The organism is Azospirillum sp. TSO35-2, from assembly GCF_003116095.1.
Taxonomy (GTDB): domain Bacteria; phylum Pseudomonadota; class Alphaproteobacteria; order Azospirillales; family Azospirillaceae; genus Azospirillum.
The window spans coordinates 177,980-197,491 of record NZ_LGRA01000013.1 but is presented as its reverse complement, the minus strand read 5'-3'; the positions used below and the strand labels follow the sequence as shown (position 1 = coordinate 197,491).

Genomic DNA, 19,512 nt, shown 5'->3' with positions numbered 1-19,512 from the left:
AACCGGTCTTCCACCGGAGCGCGATCACTGTAGCGGATGCGCCCTCACATCGCGAGGGGGGCGGCCTCGCGCAGGGCACGATCCCACAGAACGGTGTGTTCGAAATGGAAGCGGGCTTCCGCCGCCGCGTCGCGCGGGTCGGCCGCCCGGCCCAGCCGGCGGGCCATGGTCCGCAGCATCGCCTTGGCGTCGTTGCGCTTCTGGTCGAAGCGGCCCTGCGGCAACCATTGGCGGAAGGCCGCCAGTTCGCCGGCCGACAGGCCGATGTCGCCGCCAAGGCGCAGCATGCGGCCATAGCCGCGGTCGCGGTAGGGCAGTTCCTTGGCGATCGCCTCCAGGCGCAACGCGGTGTCCTGCGCCAGCACCCGCTCGGCCACCGCGTCGGACAGGGTGCGGCGGATGTTGACCATCGCCTCGGACAGGGCGGTGTAGCCCAGCTCGGCCGGGCCGTGGATCACCGCCACCTCGTCGTCGTCCTCCAGCCGGCCGTCGCGGTAGGCCTCGAAGATGGCGCCGACGCCGATCATGCCGAAGGGGTACAGCTCCGCCGCGCGCAGCGCGCCCATGCTGGAGGCGCCGAACACCGGGATGCCGGCGTGGATGGCGTACAGGATCTCCTTGTGCCACACCGACGGCACGCTTTCGAAGAAGCCGTCGATGATCCCGATCGCCGCCGGCTTCTGCGCGCACAGCCGCAGGACATCGCCCTGGGCGACCGGCGGCAGGAAGGTGGCGTCCAACTCACGCGCCGCGTCCTCACGCGGCAGGGTCGGGCCGAGGAAGACATAGACGCCGCTCATGCCGCCTTCTCCAGTGCATCATGGCCAAGCGCGCGCAGCCCGCGGTCGCCCAGCAGATAGTCAGGGGATTCGTCCGCACCCTCCAGCCCGGGCACGACGACGCGGACGACGGGGATGCCGAACTCGGGCTTGGTCAGGTCGACCGCCACCGCCTCGTCGATGCCGACCGCCCGCAGCCGGTCCAGCTGGTGGGCGAGGTCGGCCTCGATGGTCGGCGCGGCGCTGGTCGGGCACTCGGCGAAGGCGCGCCGGCCGCGGCCGTCGACGATGGAGGCCTTCCAACGGGCGTGGTGGGCGGGGTCGAGGTGCCGTTCGTACTCGGCACGGGGCATGTCGTCGCGCGCGCCGGCGATGAAGGTCAGCCGGCTCTGCGCCGCCTCGGTCAGGGCGCGGGACAGGGCGATCTCGCGCGCGGCGTGGCAGCCCATGCCGGTGGCCGGGCGGATGGAGTGCTGCGGCAGCTCCTCACGCTCGACGATGCGGCAGAGGTAGGCGGGCAGGCCGACGTCGCTGGTGATCTCCCACACGCCGACGGCGACGCCCGCCGCCTCGAACCGGTCGATCAGCGAGCGGCAGACCGGGTCGTCGACGCTGTCGAGGTCGATCCGGGTCGCCGCCTGCGCCGCCGGGCCGGACAGGCGCCACAGCGTGGTCGCGTCGCGTTCCACCAGCTCGGTCACCGCGTGGCTGATCGCCTCCACCCGGTGATTGCCGGAGGCCAGCCCGTTGGAGCCGGCCAGGAATCCGCCATGGCCGGGGGCCATCGGCACGGTGAAATTCAGGTGGACCATCTCGAACGGCACCCATTTCGGGCCGCCGTTCAGCAGATCCTGCCCCTCGATCCACAGGATGGGGCTGTGCGGGTTGTAGCTGCTGGTCGACAGCCGGGGCAGGCGGTCGACGTTCACCACCGGGTGGGTCCAGCGCAGCTCTTCGAAGCTGGCGAACTTCAGCGGCAGCGTAATGCGTTCGGCGTGGTAGCTCTCGATCGATTCCATGACGCCCGACGCCTTGGCGGCGGCCAGCGTCACCCCCTTGCCCTGCGACACCGAGATCGAACGCGAGTTCGGCCGCGTCACCATGACGACCGGGATCCCGACGCCGTCGAGTCCGGTGACGTTGGCGACCCGGGTGATCCCCATGATCGGCAGGAACGGCGCGACCCGCGCCAGGGTCTGTTCGGGTGCCATGACCCGGTGGGTGCCCACCGTGTGGGCCTTCACCGCGTCCGTTACGGACGCTTGGACATCGAGCAGATCGAAGGGCATCGCGGCTCATCCAGGCGAAAGACAATCAACGAGACAGGGGGCCAACGAGACAGAGGGCCAAAACGAAACAGGAGTGCCGGCCTCGGGTCCGTGGCCGGTCAGCGCCTTGCGGCGCTGGTGGCCACGGTCCGAAAGAACCGGATCCGAGGACCCGATCAGGCGCCCGGGGTGATCATGACGCGGGCGGCTTCGTGGTCGCCGAACTGGACACCGTCGCGGTCGCCCGAACGAATATGGCTGCGGGCGGTGGCGGTGGCGGTGTCGGCGACTTCCGACACACCATGCGCGGTCACGGCATAGAGACGGCCGTCGGCGCCGCGGACCATCGAAGCCTGGGAGATCGAGACGTTCATGAACACGTTCCTTCTTGTGCGTTGTGACGGGCCGATTCTTCACATGCGAAGGGATGTTCCGCTGTGAAGGATTTCACAGTGTGGGCGGTACCGGCGGTGTAGACACGGTCACATGCTGTCATCGCATGGCGAACGCGTCGTATGGCGCGCACGGCGAGGATGCAATGCAGGGAGGAGCGGACCGATGTTCATTCAGAAGAGGGCTTTCACCGAAACGACCGACGTGATCGACCTCACCGCCCTCATGGCGTGGCCGACGGTTGTCTCGCGCACCATTCCGTTGCCGAACCGGCGCGCCCGGCTGCGGCTGGAATCGGCGATCTGGAGCGGTCTGGACGACATCGCCCGGAAGGAACGCCGGCCGGTTCAGGAATTGTGCCGGGACGTGGACGCGACCCGGCCATCGAGCACGCCTCTGACCAGCGCGATCCGCAGCTATGTTCTGGATTACTACCGCGAAGCCGAAGTGCGTTGACCGTGTCAAACCACTGTGATGGTGCCGGCCAGGCCAAAACGGTTGATCTTCGTGTTTCCGATTCGAAGATCAGCGCAGCGGGCAGCAATTTTCTTCAACGATAGACGTTGTGCTTCCTGCTCGGCCCGAACCAGGGCCTCGTAAGATTGCTCGTCGCCGCCGCTCATCATGAATGCAGCTTCGGCGTCGAGCGCCTGTGCTTTGGTAAGATAGCCGATTCGGCCCGTCTTGTAGGCCGACGCCTGCACCAGTGCGGCGTGCTGTCGAGCTTCCGCCGCGTTCCGGGCAAGCAGACACGATTCTCCAAACCATAAATGGACTTGGTTCAAATAGGCGCTGACCGGCTCATGTCGGGCTGACAGGAACGATTGCTCGAACAGCCGAAAGCCTTCCTGGCTCTGTCCTCCAAGGACATGCGCATAGGCGCTGGCGCCCAATAAAAACGCTTTATGAAGCTTGGAGTTTATTGCATTGCAAAGCTCCAATGCCGTTCCAAGATATCGAATCGAGTTTCCGGGGTCCCCCAACAACAGGTAAGACCAGCCCATGTGCTGATAAGCGAAGAGCCGCGAGAAATTATGCGAGCTGGATTCGGCAGCATCGACGGCTTTGGATGCTGCTGAAATGGCTTTGGCGGCGCAGTCCATTTCGGCATAGCTGCGGGCAAGGTTCGCACAGACTCCAACCTCGCCGATAACGGCAAGACCGAATCGCTCGTGCGGGCGCCCCCCGGAAAGCATGCCTCGAGCCGTTTCCAGCACGTCCCGCCCTTCTGCGAAATTTCCTTTTTCGGTCAGGATACCGCCAAGGCGTCCCAGGAGCTGTATACGGGTGTTCAGATCAAACCTGCCGTCGTCGGCGTCCAGACCCTGCTGGCTGTACTGGATGGCACGGTCGATGTGACCGTGCGGCCATTCGATCGCAGCCAGCATCGACGACGCCCTGGCGAAGCGCCGGGCGTCGGGAATGGATTGGGAGAGTTGCCGGGCCTGTTCGAGCAGCTCGTTGGAGTCGGTCAGACCGCGCGGCAGTCTGACCCGCGCCAGTGCGATCGAGCCGTCGATCCGACGCAGGCGGTTGTGCGCCGTGTCCGGTGAGCGTGACAGGGCGTCCAGGGCGTTCCGGCAATGCCGGCTGGCGTCTTCCAGCTTGGACCGCAACTCCGCCCGCACCCCCGCCCGGCGGCCGAACAGGTAGGCGGCCGGCCAGTTCTCGGCCATGAAGGCGTGGTGGGCCAGCAGATCCAGGCGGTTCGGCAGATTCTCGTCCCGGCGGTGCTGAAGCGCCTCCAGCACCCGCGTGTGCAGCGTCCTGCGGTCGGCCTTGGTCAGGGTCGCGTAGGCGACCTCCTGGATCAGCGCGTGCTTGAACGAGAATTCCAGGTTGGGCAGCAGGCGGGTGCGCAGCAGGAAGCCGGCGCGTTCCAGATAGGCCAGATGCTCGGTCAGGACGGACTGCGCCATGCCGGTCAGCGCCTGGAGCAGGCCGACGTCGAAGGTGGTGCCGATCACCGCCGCGTTCATCAGCAGCCGCCGCCGTTCCAGCGTCAGCAGGTCCATCCGCTCGGCCAGCAGGCCGTGCAGCGAACGCGGCAGCCGGTGGACCACCATCGGGTCGTTCAGCCGGTAGGCGCCGGGGGTGCCCTCGATGGCGTTCGACGCCTCCAGCGTGCGCAGCACCTCTTCCAGATACAGCGGCACGCCCTGGCAACGGGCAGCGACCTGGGCCTTCAGTTCGACCAGCGACCAGTCGGGGCCGAGCCAATGGGTCAGGAACGCCTGCACCTGCTCCGGCGTCAGCGTGCCCAGTTCGAGGCGCCGGGTGCCGGGCGGTCCGACCCAGCCCCGCTCCTGCGATTCCGGGCCGAGCGGCGGCGGCCGCCGGGTGGCGAGCAGCAGCAGGCGGGCACCGCTGCCCCGCAGCGCCTCCGCCAGCCGGTCGAGCAGCCGGACCATCACCGGCCGTGCCCAATGGGCGTCCTCCACCAGGACCAGCAACGGACGGCCGACGACGCCGGCCAACTCTCCGGCGATGTCCGCGGGAGCGGCCGCAAGGGCGGCGGCCGGGCTGGGCGACGCCAGTTCCAGGACGGCGCCGACCAGCCCCTCGATGCCCAGGGACAGGCGCTGGGAGGGGTCGAGGCCGGTCCACAGCGGATCGCTGGCCGGCCGGCCGAACAGCGCGCGCACGGCGTCGCCGGCCAGCGGGCCGGACCGGTGGTGGGCGGCGTCGCACACCCAGCCGATGCCCTCCGCGCTGGCGCGGCCCGCCACCTGCTCTGCCAGGCTGAGCGCCACCGCCTCCAGGTCGTCCGGATCGGTCAGGCGGCGGATCGGCATCTGCGGCCATTGCAGCAGGGTCCAGCGCCGGCTGCGCGGATCGCGCAGGAACTGGCCGACCAGCCGGGACTTGCCGATGCCGGCCTCGCCCTGCAGCAGCAGCGCGCCGGCCGTCCCCGTCTCCACCGACGAGGCGGCGGCGAACAGGGTGGCGACCTCCGCCGCCCGGCCGACATAGGGCGCGTCGCTGGCCGACAGCAGGTCGGTCGCGGTGCGGCGCACCGCCCGCGCCCCGTCGAGCAGGAAGGCCGGCGTCGGTTCGACGGTCGGCGACAGGGTGACGCTGCCGACCGGGCGCGCCGCCACCCCGACCGGGATCAGGTCCAGCGTGTCGCGGCTGAGCTGCGCGGTGTCGGGGGCGGCGCGCTGCTGCAGCTTGGCCGCCATGTGCACGCATTCGCCGACGGCGCGATAGTCGGCCCACAGCCCGTTCGACATGACATGGGCGACCGCATCGCCGGAACTGATGCCGATTCGGATCTGGAAGGCCGGCAGGCCGGTCTGGTCGCGGGTGGCGCTCAGGATGTCCTGCGCCGCCAGGCAGGCGCGCAGCGCGTGGTCCTCCTTGGCGCCGGGGGCGCCGAACAGCGCCATGAAGCCGTCGCCCAGCATCTGCGTCACCGTGCCTTCATAGCGCGGCACCGCTTCGGTCAGGCAGGTCAGGATCGACAGCAGGCGGTCGTCGGCGTCCTCCGGATCGCAGCCGGCCACCATGACGGAGGAGCGCACGATGTCGACGAACATCGCGGTGACGACCTTGCGCTCGCGCGGCTTTCCAACCGTCAGGCGCGATGCGTCCTGACAGGGCCGGCCGTCGTCGGGTGCTGCGCTCCAGTCGGTGTCCGCCATGTCCGCCCCCCTCGCGGAATTCGCGTTGACATATTAGAGCATGCATTTTGCATTTTGCGAATATCCCAGCGATGCAGGGCGTAAAGTTTTTCGCGTGGGTGGAATGCAACATACGGCCGTATGGCGATCCCCGCAAAAAAGAAAGCGCCGCGATTCACGCGGCGCTTGTTGGCGTTATTTGCATGGGATAGCCGACGCCGCGCGTTGGTGGGGCGCGGTGTCATGGCCAGCCTGTGTTGATCAGCGGCGGACGGCGATGCCTTCGACTTGGGACACGTCGCGCACCGCGCCACGGTCGGCGCTGGTGGTCAGGGCGGCGTAGGCGCGCAGCGCCGGAGTCACCACGCGGTCGCGGCTGGCCGGCTTCCAGGCGTTGACGCCCTTGGCGTTCATCGCGTCGCGGCGGCGTTGCATCTCCTCGTCGCTGACGACCAGACGGATGACGCGGTTGGGGATGTCGATCTCGATGCGGTCGCCGTCCTCGACCAGGCCGATGGCGCCGCCGGCCGCCGCTTCCGGCGAGGCGTGGCCGATCGACAGCCCGGAGGTGCCGCCGGAGAAGCGGCCGTCGGTGACCAGCGCGCAGGCCTTGCCCAGCCCCTTCGACTTCAGGTAGCTGGTCGGGTACAGCATCTCCTGCATGCCGGGGCCGCCGCGCGGGCCTTCATAGCGGATGACCACGACCTCGCCGGCCTTGACCACGTCGCCCAGGATGCCGGCGACGGCGTCGTCCTGGCTTTCAAACACGCGGGCCGGACCGGCGAAGATCAGGTTGGAGGCGTCGACGCCCGCCGTCTTCACGATGCAGCCGTCCGCCGCGATGTTGCCGTACAGCACGGCCAGCCCGCCATCCTGGCTGAAGGCGTTTTCGACCTTGCGGATCACGCCCTTCTCACGGTCGAGATTCAGGTCGGGCCAGCGGCGTTCCTGGCTGAAGGGCACCACGGTCGGGATGCCGCCGGGCGCCGCCTTGTAGAGGGTGTGGACGGCCGGGTCCTGCGTGCGCACCACGTCCCAGCGGTCCAGCGCCTCGCCCAGCGTCCTGGCGTGGACGGTCGGCGCGTCGCGGTGCAGCAGGCCGCCGCGATCCAGCTCGCCCAGGATGCCGAAGATGCCGCCGGCGCGGTGCACGTCCTCGATGTGGACGTCGGACACCGCCGGGGCGACCTTGCAGACGTTGGGGACGCGGCGCGACAGCCGGTCGATGTCGGCCATGGTGAAGTCGATGCAGCCCTCCTGCGCCGCCGCCAGGATGTGCAGCACGGTGTTGGTCGAACCGCCCATGGCGATGTCCAGCGTCATCGCGTTCTCGAAAGCTTCCTTGGTGGCGATGCCGCGCGGCAGGGCGGTCGCGTCCTCCTCCTGGTACCAGCGGCGGCAGAGCTCGACCGCGGTACGGCCGGCGGCGAGGAACAGCTCCTTGCGGTCGGCGTGGGTGGCCAGGATGGTGCCGTTGCCGGGCAGCGACAGGCCCAGCGCCTCGGTCAGGCAGTTCATCGAGTTGGCGGTGAACATGCCGGAGCAGGAGCCGCAGGTCGGGCAGGACCCGCGCTCCATCTCCGCCGCCTCTTCATCGCTGACCGTCGGGTCGGCGGCGGCGACCATGGCGTCGATCAGGTCGACCGCCTTGACCTTGCCGCGCCAGTTGACCTTGCCGGCCTCCATCGGGCCGCCGGACACGAACACCGCCGGGATGTTGAGGCGCATGGCGGCCATCAGCATGCCCGGGGTGATCTTGTCGCAGTTGGAGATGCAGACCAGCGCGTCGGCGCAATGGGCGTTCGCCATGTATTCGACCGCGTCGGCGATCAACTCGCGCGAGGGCAGGCTGTAGAGCATGCCGCCATGGCCCATGGCGATGCCGTCGTCCACCGCGATGGTGTTGAATTCCTTGGCGACGCCGCCGGCCTTCTCGATCTCGCGGGCGACGAGCTGACCCAGATCCTTCAGGTGGACGTGGCCGGGCACGAACTGGGTGAAGGAGTTGGCGATGGCGATGATCGGCTTGCCGAAATCGCCGTCCTTCATGCCGGTCGCCCGCCACAGGCCGCGCGCGCCCGCCATGTTGCGGCCATGGGTGGAGGTGCGGGAACGGTAGTGCGGCATGGATCGGTCCTCAGCTGGTCGATTTTGGCGAGTTGGCGAAAGGAATGGAACGAAACGGGTGGGCACCTTAGCAATCTCCTGTCGCGGATGCCAGAGGCGCGACGCCCGCGTGGCCCTGCCATGCACGCGGCGAGGATTGTCGATCGTAAGCAAGCTTATTAACTTCGCCGGAGTAATAAGCAAGCTTATGATGTCGAGCCATGCCCTCCAGCGCCAAACCGCATTCCCTCACCCTGGGCGCCGTCCTGAACGACACCGCGCGGCTGATGCGCGTGCGTTTCGACCAGCGCGCCCGCCATCTCGGCCTGACCCGCGCCCAATGGTCGGTGATCGCCACGCTGGCGCGGAACGGCGGGATCAAGCAGGCGGCGCTGGCCGACCTGCTGGAGATCGAGCCGATCACGCTGTGCCGGCAGATCGACCGCATGGAGGAGGGCGGCTGGATCGAGCGCCACCCCGACCCGCAGGACCGGCGCGCCCGCCTGCCGCACCTGACCGCCAAGGCGCACGCCATTCTGGAGCAGGGCCGGGCGCTCGCCGCGGAGATCTACGCCGAGGCGCTGGCCGGCCTGCCCCCCGACACCGAGGAGCGCCTGGTCGGCATCCTGGCCGCCATGCGTGCCAACCTGTCCGACCGGCGTGCCGAACCGGCCGCCAAGGCGGTTGTTCGTTCGTGAGGCCGCCTTTCCTGAACCCGCACCGTTCTTCCGCTTGGGACCGACCCCGATGACCGCCGTGACCGACCGCGATACCGACACCCGCCCCACCGTTCCTGCGAAACCCGCCCGGCGGTCGCGCTGGCGGCGTTACCTGCTGATGGCCGCCCTGCCGCTGCTGGTCGCCGTCGGCGGCGGCTACGAGTATGTGGTGGGGGGCCGCTTCGTCTCGACCGACAACGCCTATGTCCAGCAGGACAAGGTGACGATCAGCCCCGACGTCTCCGGCCGCATCGTCGAGGTGGCGGTGCGCGAGAACCAGCCGGTGTCGCGCGGCGCCGTGCTGTTCCGCATCGACGACGAGCCCTACCGGCTGGCCCTGCAGCAGGCCGAGGCCGCGCTCGCCTCGGCCCGGCTGAAGGTGGAGCAGCTGCGCGCCGACCTGGGCGAGGAGCTGGCCAAGCAGGCCGCCGCCGAGGAGAAGGTCGCCTTCGAGCAGCGCGAGTTCCAGCGCCAGCAGGATCTGCTGAAGACCGGCGTCGCCGCGCGGGCGACCTACGATTCCGTCCGCCACGACCTGATGGCGGCGCAGCAGGACCTGAACACCGCCAAGCAGGCGGTGGTCAGCGCCCGCGCCGCGCTGGGCGGCGACCCCGAAGTCCCCACCGACCGCCACCCGACGGTGCTGGAGGCGCTGGCGAAGACGGCGACGGCGCAGCGCGACCTGGACCACACGGTGGTGCGGGCGCCGGCCGACGGCGTCGTCAGCCAGACCGAGCGGCTGCTGGTCGGCCAGTACATGCCGGTCGGCCTGTCGGCGGTCAGCGTCGTCATGAACGGGGCGAGCTGGGTCGAAGCCAACTTCAAGGAGACCGACCTGACCCACATGGCGGTCGGCCAGACCGCCACCGTGGTGGTCGACGCCTATTCCGGCCGCACCCTGACCGCCCATGTCGAGAGCATCGGCGCCGGCACCGGGTCGGAGTTCTCGGTGCTGCCCGCCCAGAACGCCACCGGCAATTGGGTGAAGGTGGTGCAGCGCGTGCCGGTCCGCCTGCGCATCGACGGCAACGAGCCGGTCGATGGCAACGCGGCGGTGCCGCTGCGCACCGGCCTGAGCGCCGACGTCGAGGTCGACACCCACTACGCCCGGCCGCTGCCGGGGGTGATCGGCAGCGCGCTGGCGGCGATCCGGTAAAGCTCGACCCCCACCATAACCCTCCCCCGCTGGGCGGGGGAGGGGACTGCCGCCACTCTCCCAATCAAGCACTTACTCCCTCTCCCGCTGACAAGCCGGGGAGGGTTGGGGAGGGGCATCGGGCAATCACGTTTCCCATCAGCCGCAGGCACTCCCATGGCCGCCACCCAATCCTCCGCCGCCCCGCATGAGGTGAAGCACCGCGGCATGATCACCGTGTCGATCATGCTCGCCACCATCATGCAGGTGCTGGACACCACCATCGCCAACGTCGCGCTGCCCAGCATGCAGGGCAGCCTGGGGGCGGCGCAGGACACCATCACCTGGGTGCTGACCTCCTACATCGTCGCCGCGGCCATCGCCACGCCGGCCACCGGCTGGCTGGCCGACCGGTTCGGGCGCAAGCGGCTGTTCCTGATCGCGGTCGCCGGCTTCACCGCGGCGTCGGTGCTGTGCGGGCTGGCCGGCAGCCTGACGGAGATGGTGGCCTTCCGGCTGGTCCAGGGCATCTTTGGTGCGGCGCTGGTGCCGCTGTCGCAGTCGGTGCTGCTCGACATCAACCCGAAGGAGCGGCACGGGCAGGCGATGGCGATGTGGGGCGCCGGCATCATGGTGGGGCCGATCGCCGGGCCGACGCTGGGCGGCTGGCTGACCGACAGCTTCAGTTGGCGCTGGGTCTTCTACATCAACCTGCCGGTCGGGCTTCTGGCCTTCTTCGGCATGCTGGTGTTCCTGCACGAAACCAAGGGCCGCCAGCGCTCGTTCGATGTCTTCGGCTTTGCCATGCTGGGCCTGGCGGTCGGCGCCTTCCAGATGCTGCTGGACCGCGGCGAGCAGCTCGACTGGTTCGGCGCGACCGAGATCTGGGTCGAGACGGCGCTGGCCGCCTGCGCCTTCTGGATCTTCGCCATTCACATCGCCACCGCCCATGGCAACAGCCGGACCGAGCCCTTCATCGACCCGCATCTGCTGCGCGACCGCAACTTCATCGCCGGGCTGATCCTGATCTTCGTGATCGGCGTGATCCTGCTGGCGACCATGGCGCTGCTGCCGCCGATGCTGCAGAATCTGCTGGGCTATCCGACGGTCACCACCGGCCTGGTGCTGGCGCCGCGCGGCGTCGGCACGATGATCTCGATGCTGGTGGTCGGGCGGCTGGTGCGAAGGATCGACGCGCGGCTGCTGATCCTGGCCGGCATCCTGCTGACCAGCTGGTCGCTGTGGGCCATGACCGGCTTCACCATCGTGATGGACCGCAGCCCGATCATCATCAGCGGCGTGGTGCAGGGGCTGGGCCTCGGCCTCGTCTTCGTGCCGCTCAGCACCATCGCCTTCGCGACGTTGGAACCGCGCTTTCGCACCGACGCCGCCAGCCTGTTCAGCCTGGTCCGCAACCTGGGCAGCAGCGTCGGCATCTCGGTGGTGATGACGCTGCTGTCGCAGAACACCCAGATCAACCACGCCGATCTGGCCGCGCACCTCACGCCCTTCTCGTCGACGCTGAGCGAACAGGCGGTGGCGTCGCCGGCGGCGCTGGCGATGCTGAACGCCCAGGTCACCCAGCAGGCGGCGATGATCGCCTACATCGACGACTTCAAGCTGATGATGTACGTCGCGCTGCTGGTCATCCCGATGCTGCTGCTGCTCCGCCGGCCGAAAGCGGGCGCGGCGGCGGCGGACGCGGCGGTGATGGAGTAGGCGGGGCGGCCCTGTCGCAAAGGTCAGGCCGCTGCGGTCGACATCGCCCGGCAGCTTTCGGCGCAGCGGCGGCAGGTTTCGGCGCAGCGCTTCATCATCGGGTCGTCGGCCATGCGGTCGCAGCCGTCGGCACAGGCCGCGCAGATCTCCGCGCAGGCGCCGCAGGTCCGGTGATGGAAGCGCGAGCCGCGGATCATGAAGTCGGCGCTGGTGCGGCAGATGTCGACGCAGTCCAGCAGCAGGCGGATGTGCCCGGCCTCGGCGTGCTGCCCACCCTTGGTCAGGCAATGGGCAACGGTCGCCAGGCAGACGGCGTGGCAGTCGGTGCAGTTTCGGATGCAGTCGTCCATCGACGGCGAGGCGGTCATCGGTCGGTCCTCCGGTCGGTTGTCAGTGTGGTCAGACAACCGTTCGGGAAGCTGGACGGTTCCGTCGCCGCGGCCTCGCCGCCGGGTGTGGTCAGCCGGCCGAGGCGCTCTTGCCGCTGTCCTTCTTCGAGCCGCGGGCGGGCTTCGCCGCCGGGGCCTTTTCAGCGGTCTTGCCGGTCGATTTGCCGGTGGTCTTGCCGGTCTGGGCGGTTTCGGCCTTGCCGCGCTCCGCCTTCACGCTTTCGGTCTTCGTGCTTTCGGCCTTGCTGCCGCCCTTGCGGGTGGAGGGCGGCGCGGCCTTGTCGACCTCCGACAGGGATTCGGCGGCGGCGCGGGTGGTCTTGCCGGTCGTCTTGCCCGGGCCCGCCTTTTCGGCGCCCGCCTTGTCCGGGGCCGTCTTGGCGGTGGCCTTGCGGCGCGAGCCGGCCACCTTCTCGGCCGGTTCCGGCACGCCGGCGCCGCGGATTTCCGCCTCGGCCTGGGCCCAATGCTCGCTCTCGCGGCCATGCGGATGCCCTTCGCGCTCCCACAGTTCGTGGGCGCGGCGTCGGATACGCTCCTGGATATCATCGGTGTCGGCCATCGGGTCCCCCGTTCGTCTGCCCAATTGGTCTGCCATACCGTATTTTGTGGCAGTCCCCCGCCGGTGTTGCAAAGCCACTCCTGCGAGGCACCCCGAAAGGGGCGCACGCGCACGCGTCCACCCTGTGATGAGCGTGCAACAGGGGGCGCTGGACATGGTTCCCAACCGGCGGATTCCGTGCCACAAGGCGCGGCCGGTCCGAACCGGCCAGCGACACTGGACCGCACGCCCGCCATGACACCCGACCTCCGCACCGCCCGCCCCTCCCTCCTCGACCGTGTCGCGGCGGCGCCCTGGTGGGCGTTGTGCCTGGGGCTGGCGGCGGCGATGGCGCTGTCGGTGCTGCTCGTTGGTTTCCGGCTGCCCTACTGGATGCACGCCGACCAGGATCTGGTGCTGGCCTATCACGGGCTGCTGTTCGGCGACGGGCTGCCGCAGGAGTATTTCGACCATCCCGGCTACGGCTATTTCCTGGTGATCGACGTCTGGTACCGGCTGCTGCACGGCCTCGGCCTGCTGCCGGTCGCCACCCTGTCGGCGCTGCCGCCCGGCGCCGATCCGGCGGCGACCGCGGCGGCGTGGCAGGCGCTGGTCGAGGCGGGCCGCGCGCTGTCGATCCTGCTGACCGCCGCCTTCGCCGTCACCTACGCCACGCTGCTGCGCGGCCTGACCGGCGACCGCCGGGTGGCGCTGCTGGCCGGCATCGTCCTGGCCTTCGGCGTCGGGCTGACGGCGCAGGGCCGGCAGATGCGCACCGACCTGCTGTCGGCCGGTTTCGTCGTCACGGCGCTGCTGCTGGTCCTGCAGGCGGTGCGCCCGTTGCCGGGCCGGGGCTGCGGCGGCCGGTCGGTCCTGCAACTGGCGCTCGCCGGGCTGCTGGTCGGGCTCGCCATGGTGACCAAGGTGCAGGCGGTGTTCCTGGCGATGGGCATCCCGGTGGCGGCGATCCTGTTCGGCCGCACCGGTGAGGACCGGACCGGCCTACAAGGCAAGACGGGGGCCACGGCGGCGGTGCTGGTCGGGCTGGCGGTCGCCGCGGCGGTGCCGGCCTTCGGGCTGGTCGCGGCGGGGTTGGCCGGCTGGGGCCGCGCCGTCTACCCCTACACCCCGGTCGGCGGCGGGCTGTCGGGCGGCGGCTATCAGGGGATCGTCGCCGGCTGGGTGCTGCTCGGCATCCTGGTCCATGCCGGGGTGCACCGGGTGCCGCCGCTGCGGGCGGTGGCCGGGGCGGCGGCGGTGCTGCTCGGTCTGTCGCTCGGGCTGCTGGCGCTCGACCTTCGCTGGAACGAGCAGAACGCCATCGCCGTGGCGAACTTCGTCGAGCACATGTTCGTCTTCACCTCCTGGCGCCACGGCGCCGAACTCCAGGGCCAGGGGCAGGTGGTGGGGGAGGGGACGCTGGCGCTGCTGCTGGCGGGGATCGGCCGCACGCTGGCGATCCGCACCATCGTCCTGCACCCCGACAACATCCCGCAGACCATCATCGTCGAGTGGTTCGCCATCGCCGGCTCGGTGGTGCTGTGGCGCCGCGGCCAGCGGTTGGCGGCGGTCCAGGCGCTGTTCCTGCTGCTGGTGGCCTGGGGGCTGGAGGCGCTGTTCTCGCTGCGCGGCTTCCAGCGCGCCTACGCCGCCTACACCGACCCGCTGGCGGTGCTGTCGGCCGCCTGGGTGCTGACGCGGCTGCCGGGCCTGCTCGACCGGCCGCGGCCGCGCCGCTGGATCCTGGCCGGCGTCGCGCTGGTGGTGGTCGCCGCCCACGCCTGGCCGGTCGTCGAGAGCCGCCGGCTGCCCAACCCGGTGACCCATTGCGACTGGATCCCGATCTACATGCCGAAGGTGGCGCCCTTCCCGTTCTGCCGTTAATACCGTCGTGCGTAAAGCCTGACATATCAGGCTTTACGCACGCCCTCAAACGGCGGGCGCGGCCGTCCGGCCGCTTGCCTTCGCAGGCATGGGCCTGCGGGGCCGCAGTCGCGGCCCTTGCCGTCGAGCGTCAGTCAGAACTTGCGCTCGATGGTATCAAGACGCCTTGCCGCGTATCCCGTCGAGCGCGTCGAGCACGCCGGCGCTGTCCATCGCGGCGAAGTCGGGGCGGTGGTGGATCAGGGCGCGCGGGCCGGTGCTGTGGATCGGGTTCGACGCGTCGGAGAAGACCACCACCGTCGGGCAGCCGACCGCCGCGATCAGGTGGGTCGGGCCGGTGTCGTTGCCGACGGCGCCCCAGGCCCGCCGCGCCAGCCCGCCCAGCTCCGGTACGCTGGTGCGGTCGGTCAGGTCGACCGCCTGCGGGCAGAACTCCACCACCGCGCGGGCGAGGTCGCGTTCGATCGCGGTGCCGATCACCACCGGCGTGACCCCGCGCCCGGTCAGCGCCGCCGCCAGCTCGGCGTAGCGGCTGACCGGCCAGCGCTTGTCCGGGCGGCCGGGGGAGGAGCCCGGCACCAGCAGCGCGAAGGGGCCGTCCAGGCCGAAGCGCCCGATGTCGGCGTCCAGCCAGGACAGGTCCGGCGTCTCGTCCAGGACGATGCCGAAGGGCGCCAGTTGGCGGACGTAGCGCTCGCGCACCGGCACCTTGCGCCGCCCCTCGTAGCGGTCGGGGTGCGAGGCGCCGTGCGCGGTGCCCGACCATTCCGGCCAGGGTCCGGGGAACAGCAGCCGGTGGTACAGGTCGGTGCGCGTCTGCGCCTGGAGGTCATAGACGCGGTCGAACCGGTGGGCGCGCAGCGTCCGGCGGATCGCCAGATAGGCGGCGAGCGAGCGCTCGCGCGGGTCCTCCAGCACCTCGTCGAACAGGCCGCTCATCCGGGCGAGCGGCGCCAGCGAGGGCAGGGTCAGCAGGGTCAGCCGGTCGCCGGCATGGTGGCGGCGGATCGCGGCGAAAGCGGTCTGGGCCAGGAAGAAGTCGCCGAAGGCGCCCAGCTTGATGACCAGGATGCGGAGCGGACGCTTGCTCATCGCGGGTCTCCCTCCGGCTGTCCGGCGATGCGGGTGGCCAGCCGCAGCATCAGCGCGGCGGCGAGGAATCCCGCCATCCACCACGCCTGCCAGATGCCGTAGGCGGTGCTGCCCATCGCCAGCGCGGTGGCGTAGAGCGCCAGCGCGAAGGGCTGGTCGTGCCGGCTCAACCGCGCCGTCCCGGCCAGCAGCAGCAGCATCGCGGCGAGCGCCAGCATCGCCCCGGCGGCGCCGGTCTCCAGCCAGACCTGAAGGAAGGCGTTGTGCGGGTGCAGCGGCAACAGGCTGTCGCCGATCGGCGCGAAGTCGGACACCGCGCCCTCCGGCGGCAGCGCGCGCGAGGAATCGATGCCCTGGCCGAACCACGGGGTCTGCAGGGCGCGCGTCGCCGCGTGGCCCCAGATCTCGACCCGGTGCTGGGCGGAGCGGAACAGCCAGTGGGCGTGGTCCAGATCCAGCCGTCCGGCGATCAGCAGCGCCCCCGGCAGCACCAGCAGGAAGGCGGCGGTGACGACGGCGCCGATCACCCGGCGGGTCCAGCGGGCGCAGCGCCGCGCCGCCGCCAGCGTCACCAGCCCGACCGCGATGCCCAGCATCGCCGACCGGCTGGTCAGCGGCAGGCAGACCAGGGCGTAGCCCACCGGCACCAGCAGGGCGATCAGGCGGTGGCCGAAACGGTCGACCGCCAGCGCCGCCGGCCAGACCAGCAGGCACAGCAGCGCCGCCGTCCGTTTCGGCACGTTGCCGTTCAGCAGGTTGGGCAGATGGTCGTCGGGGACGGCGTTCCACCAGCGGTTCAGCGGGAAGTCCAGCGCCGCCTCGACCGCGAACACCGCGACGCCGGCCAGCCCGCCGCCGAGGAACAGGACGGCCAGCCGCCGGGCGTCGGCCGCCGGCAGCGTCGCCACCCAGGCGCCGCCGGCCAGCGCGCCGAGCGCGATGTAGCCGATCTCCGCCACGGTGGCGAGCGCGCGGTCGGACGGGCTCCACAGGCAGGACAGCAGGGCCACCAGCAGGAAGGCGACGACGACCAGGATCGGCGTCCGCGACCGGGCCAGCCGGCCGAGCGCGTGGCCGCGCGCCAGCCCGGCCAGCGCCAGCAGGGTGAAGGCGATCGCCCAGATCGGCAGGCCGCGCGGGGCCAGCGCCGCCAGCGGCCCCAGGGCCAGGGCGGCGGCGCCCGACAGCAGGCGCAACGCCGCATCGGGGCCGGCAGCCCGCGGTGCATGGGTGGAGGCGGTGGGACGCGAGACGGTGACGGCCATGAACTCTGCGCGGACTGCGGAAACCGGCGGGGACTTAACCGCACTCCCGCCGGGAAAGCAACGTCCAGCGCCCCGGCCGGCCCGGGCCGTCAGGCCAGCAGGTCGCCGTGCTGCTTGTTCCGCCGCATCCACAGGGCGGCGTAGCTGCACAGCGGCACCACCTTCAGCCCTTCGCTGCGCGCCGCGTCCATGACCCCTTCCATCAGCCGCCCGGCGGCCCCGGTGCCGCGCAGCGACGGCGGCGCCTCGACGTAGGAGATCACCAGCGTCCGCCCGTTGCGGCGGTAGTCGGCGAAGACCGTCTGGTTGCCGACGGCCAGTTCGAACCGGCTCTGGTCCCGGTTGTCGGTGATCGCCTGTCCCATTCCGTCCTCATCCCTGCTTGTTGCGGTCGGCCTTTCCCTAAACATTGGGGCGCGCCGGTCGGGACGGAAGCACCCCATTTGCGTTCAGTCTCCCGGCCAGCCGCAGGCGGCCAGTGCGTCGCGCATGTGTTCTGGGATCGGGGCGACCGCGGTGATCCGCGGCCGTTCGGAGGCGAGCTGGAAGGTGACCGAGCGCGCCAGCAGATGCAGCCCGCCCGGCACCCGGCGCTCTGGCCCGTAGAAGGGTTCGCCGACCAGCGGGCAGCCGATCGCGGCGCAATGGATCCGGATCTGGTGGGTGCGGCCGGTGCGCGGGCTCAGCTCCAGCCAGGAGCGGCCGTTGCCGGTGCCCAGCACGCGGTAGTCGGTGACCGCCGGCTGGCCGTCGGGATGGGGCAGGATGGTCCAGGAGGATTGCCCGGTGGCCGGTGCCTCCGGCGTCGCTTTCGGCATGATCCGCTTCAGCAGCGGCAGGTCGATCGTCCCGGCCTCGTCCGCCGGGATGCCGTCGGCGACCGCCCAATAGGTCTTGTCGACCTGGCCGGCGGCGAACATCTGGCCGAAGCGCTTCAACGCCCAGGACGTGCGGCCCAGGATCAGGCAGCCGGCGGTGTCGCGGTCCAGCCGGTGCGCCAGCTTGGGCGGCTCGCCGCCGGGGTCGGCCAGGAACGGCAGGTAGAGGTCGAGATGATCGGTGATGCGGCCGGCCTTGTGGACCGCCAGCCCGGCCGGCTTGTCGATGACGAAGCACAGCTCATCCTGGTGGAGCACGCGGGCGCGCAGCGAGTCGGGGGTCATGGCGGTCCGGCCGGTGCGGAAGACGGCCGGCACCATGGCCGCAGTGGCCCGGCGATGCAAGCCCGCCGGACGTGGTGGCAACGGGGGCTGGAACGGGGGTCCGGAACGCGATGAACGGCAGCGGCACGGTGTCGCGCCGTGCGCTCCACCGCCTATGAGAAAGGTTCGGGTTTATGTCGGACGTTGCGGATAAAGATCGACTGCAACGAGGACATTCGGCTGATTTTCGTTTGATTTCGCCCTCTGGGACTAGCCTTTTGCCCGGTCTCGGAAGGTTTGTTGCGCCGCCGGGGAAGGCATGGCAGAAAGCCGGGACAACGGCTGTGCCCCCGTCGGTTCCGCTTGCGGTCCGGCGTGTGCGCGACCATTGATCTTGCCTTCGCCTTAACCACAAGAGACGTCCAATGCGGAAACCCGTGCGCAAGGTGGTGTTCCCGGTCGCCGGTCTCGGCACGCGCTTCCTGCCGGCCACCAAGGCCATCCCGAAAGAGATGCTGCCGCTGGTCGACCGCCCCCTGCTGCAGCACGCCGTCGAAGAGGCGCGCGCCGCCGGCATCGAGGATTTCGTCTTCGTCACCGGCCGTTCCAAGCGCGCCATCGAAGACCACTTCGACGCCGACACCGAACTGAACCGCACCCTGGAAGAGCGCGGCAAGCTGGACGCGCTGGAAGAGGTCCGCCACAGCGAGATCGCGCCCGGCCGCTGCTTCTACACCCGCCAGCAGGTGCCGCTCGGCCTCGGCCACGCGGTGTGGTGCGCCCGCGCCCTGATCGGCAACGATCCCTTCGCCATCGTGCTGCCTGACGACTATGTCCAGGGCAAGACCCCCTGCCTGAAGCAGATGGTCGAGGCGTACGAGGAGGTCGGCGGCAACATCGTCGCCGTCGTCGACGTGCCGCGCGAGCGCACCAGCAGCTACGGCATCCTGGATGTCGAGAAGGACGACGGCCGCCTCGCCACCGTGCGCGGGCTGGTCGAGAAGCCGAAGCCGGAAGAGGCGCCGTCGACGCTGTCGATCATCGGCCGCTACATCCTGCAGCCGGAGATCTTCGATCATCTGGAAAAGCAGCAGCGCGGCACCGGCAACGAAATCCAGTTGACCGACGCGATGGCCAAGCTGATCGGCAACCAGCCGTTCCACGGCCTGCGCTTCGAAGGCACCCGCTACGACTGCGGCGACAAGATCGGCTTCATCGAGGCCACGCTCGCCCATGCGCTGAACCGGCCCGACATGGCCGGCAAGGTGCGCGAGATGCTGCGGAAATATTGCTGACCGACGGGCAGCATGCGTGATGCCGTGCCCGCCCCGTCCCCTGAACCGGACGGCGGCGGGCGCGTGCGTTTGTGCCGACGCCAATTCGGCCAACCAACGAATGAGCCGGCCGCAAGAAACAGGCCGGCCCGAGGAAAGCCCGGCAGGGCGCCCACGAGTGAT

The 19,512-nt window shown here is 70.2% G+C and carries 17 protein-coding genes; 6 read left to right on the top strand and 11 right to left on the bottom strand.

The window, feature by feature from the left end:
- Nucleotides 1–44: 44 nt before the first annotated feature.
- The 3 genes from TSO352_RS08285 to TSO352_RS08275 all read right to left on the bottom strand — a co-directional run bounded on the left by TSO352_RS08285 (nucleotide 45) and on the right by TSO352_RS08275 (nucleotide 2,421).
- Complete coding sequence (locus TSO352_RS08285) at nucleotides 45–800, bottom strand: TfuA-like protein (RefSeq protein ID WP_109106877.1); 756 nt, start codon at nucleotides 798–800, stop codon at nucleotides 45–47.
- Nucleotides 797–2,068, bottom strand: coding sequence for a YcaO-like family protein (locus TSO352_RS08280; protein WP_109106876.1), 1,272 nt, complete (start codon nucleotides 2,066–2,068; stop codon nucleotides 797–799). The genes TSO352_RS08285 and TSO352_RS08280 overlap by 4 nt, the downstream gene beginning before the upstream one ends.
- 155 nt (nucleotides 2,069–2,223) lie before the next feature.
- Entirely contained in the window at nucleotides 2,224–2,421 is a 198-nt protein-coding gene (locus tag TSO352_RS08275) for a hypothetical protein (protein ID WP_109106875.1), read from the bottom strand.
- Nucleotides 2,422–2,605: 184 nt separating this feature from the next.
- On the opposite strand from TSO352_RS08275, the gene TSO352_RS08270 reads away from it, so the two are divergent.
- The gene (locus TSO352_RS08270) at nucleotides 2,606–2,896 is read left to right on the top strand and encodes a ribbon-helix-helix domain-containing protein (RefSeq protein WP_158284552.1); all 291 of its coding nucleotides are present in this window, start codon (nucleotides 2,606–2,608) and stop codon (nucleotides 2,894–2,896) included.
- 5 nt (nucleotides 2,897–2,901) lie between these two features.
- On the opposite strand, the gene TSO352_RS08265 is transcribed toward TSO352_RS08270, so the two are convergent.
- Nucleotides 2,902–6,084: an adenylate/guanylate cyclase domain-containing protein gene (locus tag TSO352_RS08265; protein ID WP_109106873.1), complete on the bottom strand. Its 3,183-nt coding sequence runs from the start codon at nucleotides 6,082–6,084 to the stop codon at nucleotides 2,902–2,904.
- A gap of 240 nt (nucleotides 6,085–6,324) precedes the next feature.
- Nucleotides 6,325–8,190, bottom strand: a complete 1,866-nt coding sequence (ilvD, locus tag TSO352_RS08260) for a dihydroxy-acid dehydratase (RefSeq protein WP_109106872.1) — start codon at nucleotides 8,188–8,190, stop codon at nucleotides 6,325–6,327.
- 200 nt (nucleotides 8,191–8,390) lie between these two features.
- On the opposite strand from ilvD, the gene TSO352_RS08255 reads away from it, so the two are divergent.
- The 3 genes from TSO352_RS08255 to TSO352_RS08245 all read left to right on the top strand — a co-directional run bounded on the left by TSO352_RS08255 (nucleotide 8,391) and on the right by TSO352_RS08245 (nucleotide 11,742).
- A complete protein-coding gene (locus TSO352_RS08255; RefSeq protein ID WP_109106871.1) occupies nucleotides 8,391–8,867 on the top strand; it encodes a MarR family transcriptional regulator in 477 nt (158 codons plus the stop codon).
- Between the two features lie 49 nt (nucleotides 8,868–8,916).
- On the top strand, nucleotides 8,917–10,044 hold the full coding sequence (locus TSO352_RS08250) for an HlyD family secretion protein (RefSeq protein ID WP_109106870.1): 1,128 nt from the start codon (nucleotides 8,917–8,919) through the stop codon (nucleotides 10,042–10,044).
- 156 nt (nucleotides 10,045–10,200) lie between these two features.
- Nucleotides 10,201–11,742, top strand: a complete 1,542-nt coding sequence (locus tag TSO352_RS08245; protein WP_109106869.1) for an MDR family MFS transporter — start codon at nucleotides 10,201–10,203, stop codon at nucleotides 11,740–11,742.
- 23 nt (nucleotides 11,743–11,765) lie between these two features.
- Here the strand turns inward: TSO352_RS08245 and TSO352_RS08240 are convergent, their stop codons facing one another.
- Both TSO352_RS08240 and TSO352_RS08235 read right to left on the bottom strand, forming a co-directional pair.
- Nucleotides 11,766–12,110, bottom strand: coding sequence for a four-helix bundle copper-binding protein (locus TSO352_RS08240; protein ID WP_109106868.1), 345 nt, complete (start codon nucleotides 12,108–12,110; stop codon nucleotides 11,766–11,768).
- Between the two features lie 91 nt (nucleotides 12,111–12,201).
- The gene (locus TSO352_RS08235; RefSeq protein ID WP_109106867.1) at nucleotides 12,202–12,693 is read right to left on the bottom strand and encodes a DUF2934 domain-containing protein; all 492 of its coding nucleotides are present in this window, start codon (nucleotides 12,691–12,693) and stop codon (nucleotides 12,202–12,204) included.
- 234 nt (nucleotides 12,694–12,927) lie between these two features.
- Between TSO352_RS08235 and TSO352_RS08230 the strand changes: the two genes are divergently transcribed.
- A complete protein-coding gene (locus TSO352_RS08230; RefSeq protein WP_109106866.1) occupies nucleotides 12,928–14,556 on the top strand; it encodes a phospholipid carrier-dependent glycosyltransferase in 1,629 nt (542 codons plus the stop codon).
- Between the two features lie 156 nt (nucleotides 14,557–14,712).
- On the opposite strand, the gene TSO352_RS08225 is transcribed toward TSO352_RS08230, so the two are convergent.
- From TSO352_RS08225 to TSO352_RS08210, 4 genes are all read right to left on the bottom strand, one after another.
- Complete coding sequence (locus TSO352_RS08225) at nucleotides 14,713–15,648, bottom strand: glycosyltransferase family 9 protein (RefSeq protein ID WP_109106865.1); 936 nt, start codon at nucleotides 15,646–15,648, stop codon at nucleotides 14,713–14,715.
- The gene (locus TSO352_RS08220; protein WP_109106864.1) at nucleotides 15,645–16,913 is read right to left on the bottom strand and encodes an O-antigen ligase family protein; all 1,269 of its coding nucleotides are present in this window, start codon (nucleotides 16,911–16,913) and stop codon (nucleotides 15,645–15,647) included. The genes TSO352_RS08225 and TSO352_RS08220 overlap by 4 nt, the downstream gene beginning before the upstream one ends.
- Nucleotides 16,914–17,002: 89 nt before the next feature.
- Nucleotides 17,003–17,278, bottom strand: coding sequence for a GNAT family N-acetyltransferase (locus tag TSO352_RS08215; RefSeq protein WP_109106863.1), 276 nt, complete (start codon nucleotides 17,276–17,278; stop codon nucleotides 17,003–17,005).
- A gap of 84 nt (nucleotides 17,279–17,362) precedes the next feature.
- Nucleotides 17,363–18,112, bottom strand: a complete 750-nt coding sequence (locus TSO352_RS08210) for an RNA pseudouridine synthase (protein WP_247871978.1) — start codon at nucleotides 18,110–18,112, stop codon at nucleotides 17,363–17,365.
- 368 nt (nucleotides 18,113–18,480) lie between these two features.
- Between TSO352_RS08210 and galU the strand changes: the two genes are divergently transcribed.
- A complete protein-coding gene (gene galU, locus TSO352_RS08205) occupies nucleotides 18,481–19,350 on the top strand; it encodes a UTP--glucose-1-phosphate uridylyltransferase GalU (protein ID WP_109106862.1) in 870 nt (289 codons plus the stop codon).
- Nucleotides 19,351–19,512 lie beyond the last annotated feature (162 nt).

What these genes read in the sequence shown, in the direction of transcription:
- TSO352_RS08225 (WP_109106865.1), bottom strand. Translation starts at nt 15,648, where the DNA reads ATGAGCAAGCGTCCGCTCCGCATCCTGGTCATCAAGCTGGGCGCCTTC.
- galU (WP_109106862.1), top strand. Translation starts at nt 18,481, where the DNA reads ATGCGGAAACCCGTGCGCAAGGTGGTGTTCCCGGTCGCCGGTCTCGGC.
- TSO352_RS08215 (WP_109106863.1), bottom strand. Translation starts at nt 17,278, where the DNA reads ATGGGACAGGCGATCACCGACAACCGGGACCAGAGCCGGTTCGAACTG.
- TSO352_RS08280 (WP_109106876.1), bottom strand. Translation starts at nt 2,068, where the DNA reads ATGCCCTTCGATCTGCTCGATGTCCAAGCGTCCGTAACGGACGCGGTG.
- TSO352_RS08265 (WP_109106873.1), bottom strand. Translation starts at nt 6,084, where the DNA reads ATGGCGGACACCGACTGGAGCGCAGCACCCGACGACGGCCGGCCCTGT.
- TSO352_RS08275 (WP_109106875.1), bottom strand. Translation starts at nt 2,421, where the DNA reads ATGAACGTCTCGATCTCCCAGGCTTCGATGGTCCGCGGCGCCGACGGC.
- TSO352_RS08235 (WP_109106867.1), bottom strand. Translation starts at nt 12,693, where the DNA reads ATGGCCGACACCGATGATATCCAGGAGCGTATCCGACGCCGCGCCCAC.
- TSO352_RS08220 (WP_109106864.1), bottom strand. Translation starts at nt 16,913, where the DNA reads ATGGCCGTCACCGTCTCGCGTCCCACCGCCTCCACCCATGCACCGCGG.
- TSO352_RS08210 (WP_247871978.1), bottom strand. Translation starts at nt 18,112, where the DNA reads ATGGTGCCGGCCGTCTTCCGCACCGGCCGGACCGCCATGACCCCCGAC.
- TSO352_RS08240 (WP_109106868.1), bottom strand. Translation starts at nt 12,110, where the DNA reads ATGACCGCCTCGCCGTCGATGGACGACTGCATCCGAAACTGCACCGAC.
- TSO352_RS08250 (WP_109106870.1), top strand. Translation starts at nt 8,917, where the DNA reads ATGACCGCCGTGACCGACCGCGATACCGACACCCGCCCCACCGTTCCT.
- TSO352_RS08255 (WP_109106871.1), top strand. Translation starts at nt 8,391, where the DNA reads ATGCCCTCCAGCGCCAAACCGCATTCCCTCACCCTGGGCGCCGTCCTG.
- TSO352_RS08230 (WP_109106866.1), top strand. Translation starts at nt 12,928, where the DNA reads ATGACACCCGACCTCCGCACCGCCCGCCCCTCCCTCCTCGACCGTGTC.
- ilvD (WP_109106872.1), bottom strand. Translation starts at nt 8,190, where the DNA reads ATGCCGCACTACCGTTCCCGCACCTCCACCCATGGCCGCAACATGGCG.
- TSO352_RS08285 (WP_109106877.1), bottom strand. Translation starts at nt 800, where the DNA reads ATGAGCGGCGTCTATGTCTTCCTCGGCCCGACCCTGCCGCGTGAGGAC.
- TSO352_RS08270 (WP_158284552.1), top strand. Translation starts at nt 2,606, where the DNA reads ATGTTCATTCAGAAGAGGGCTTTCACCGAAACGACCGACGTGATCGAC.
- TSO352_RS08245 (WP_109106869.1), top strand. Translation starts at nt 10,201, where the DNA reads ATGGCCGCCACCCAATCCTCCGCCGCCCCGCATGAGGTGAAGCACCGC.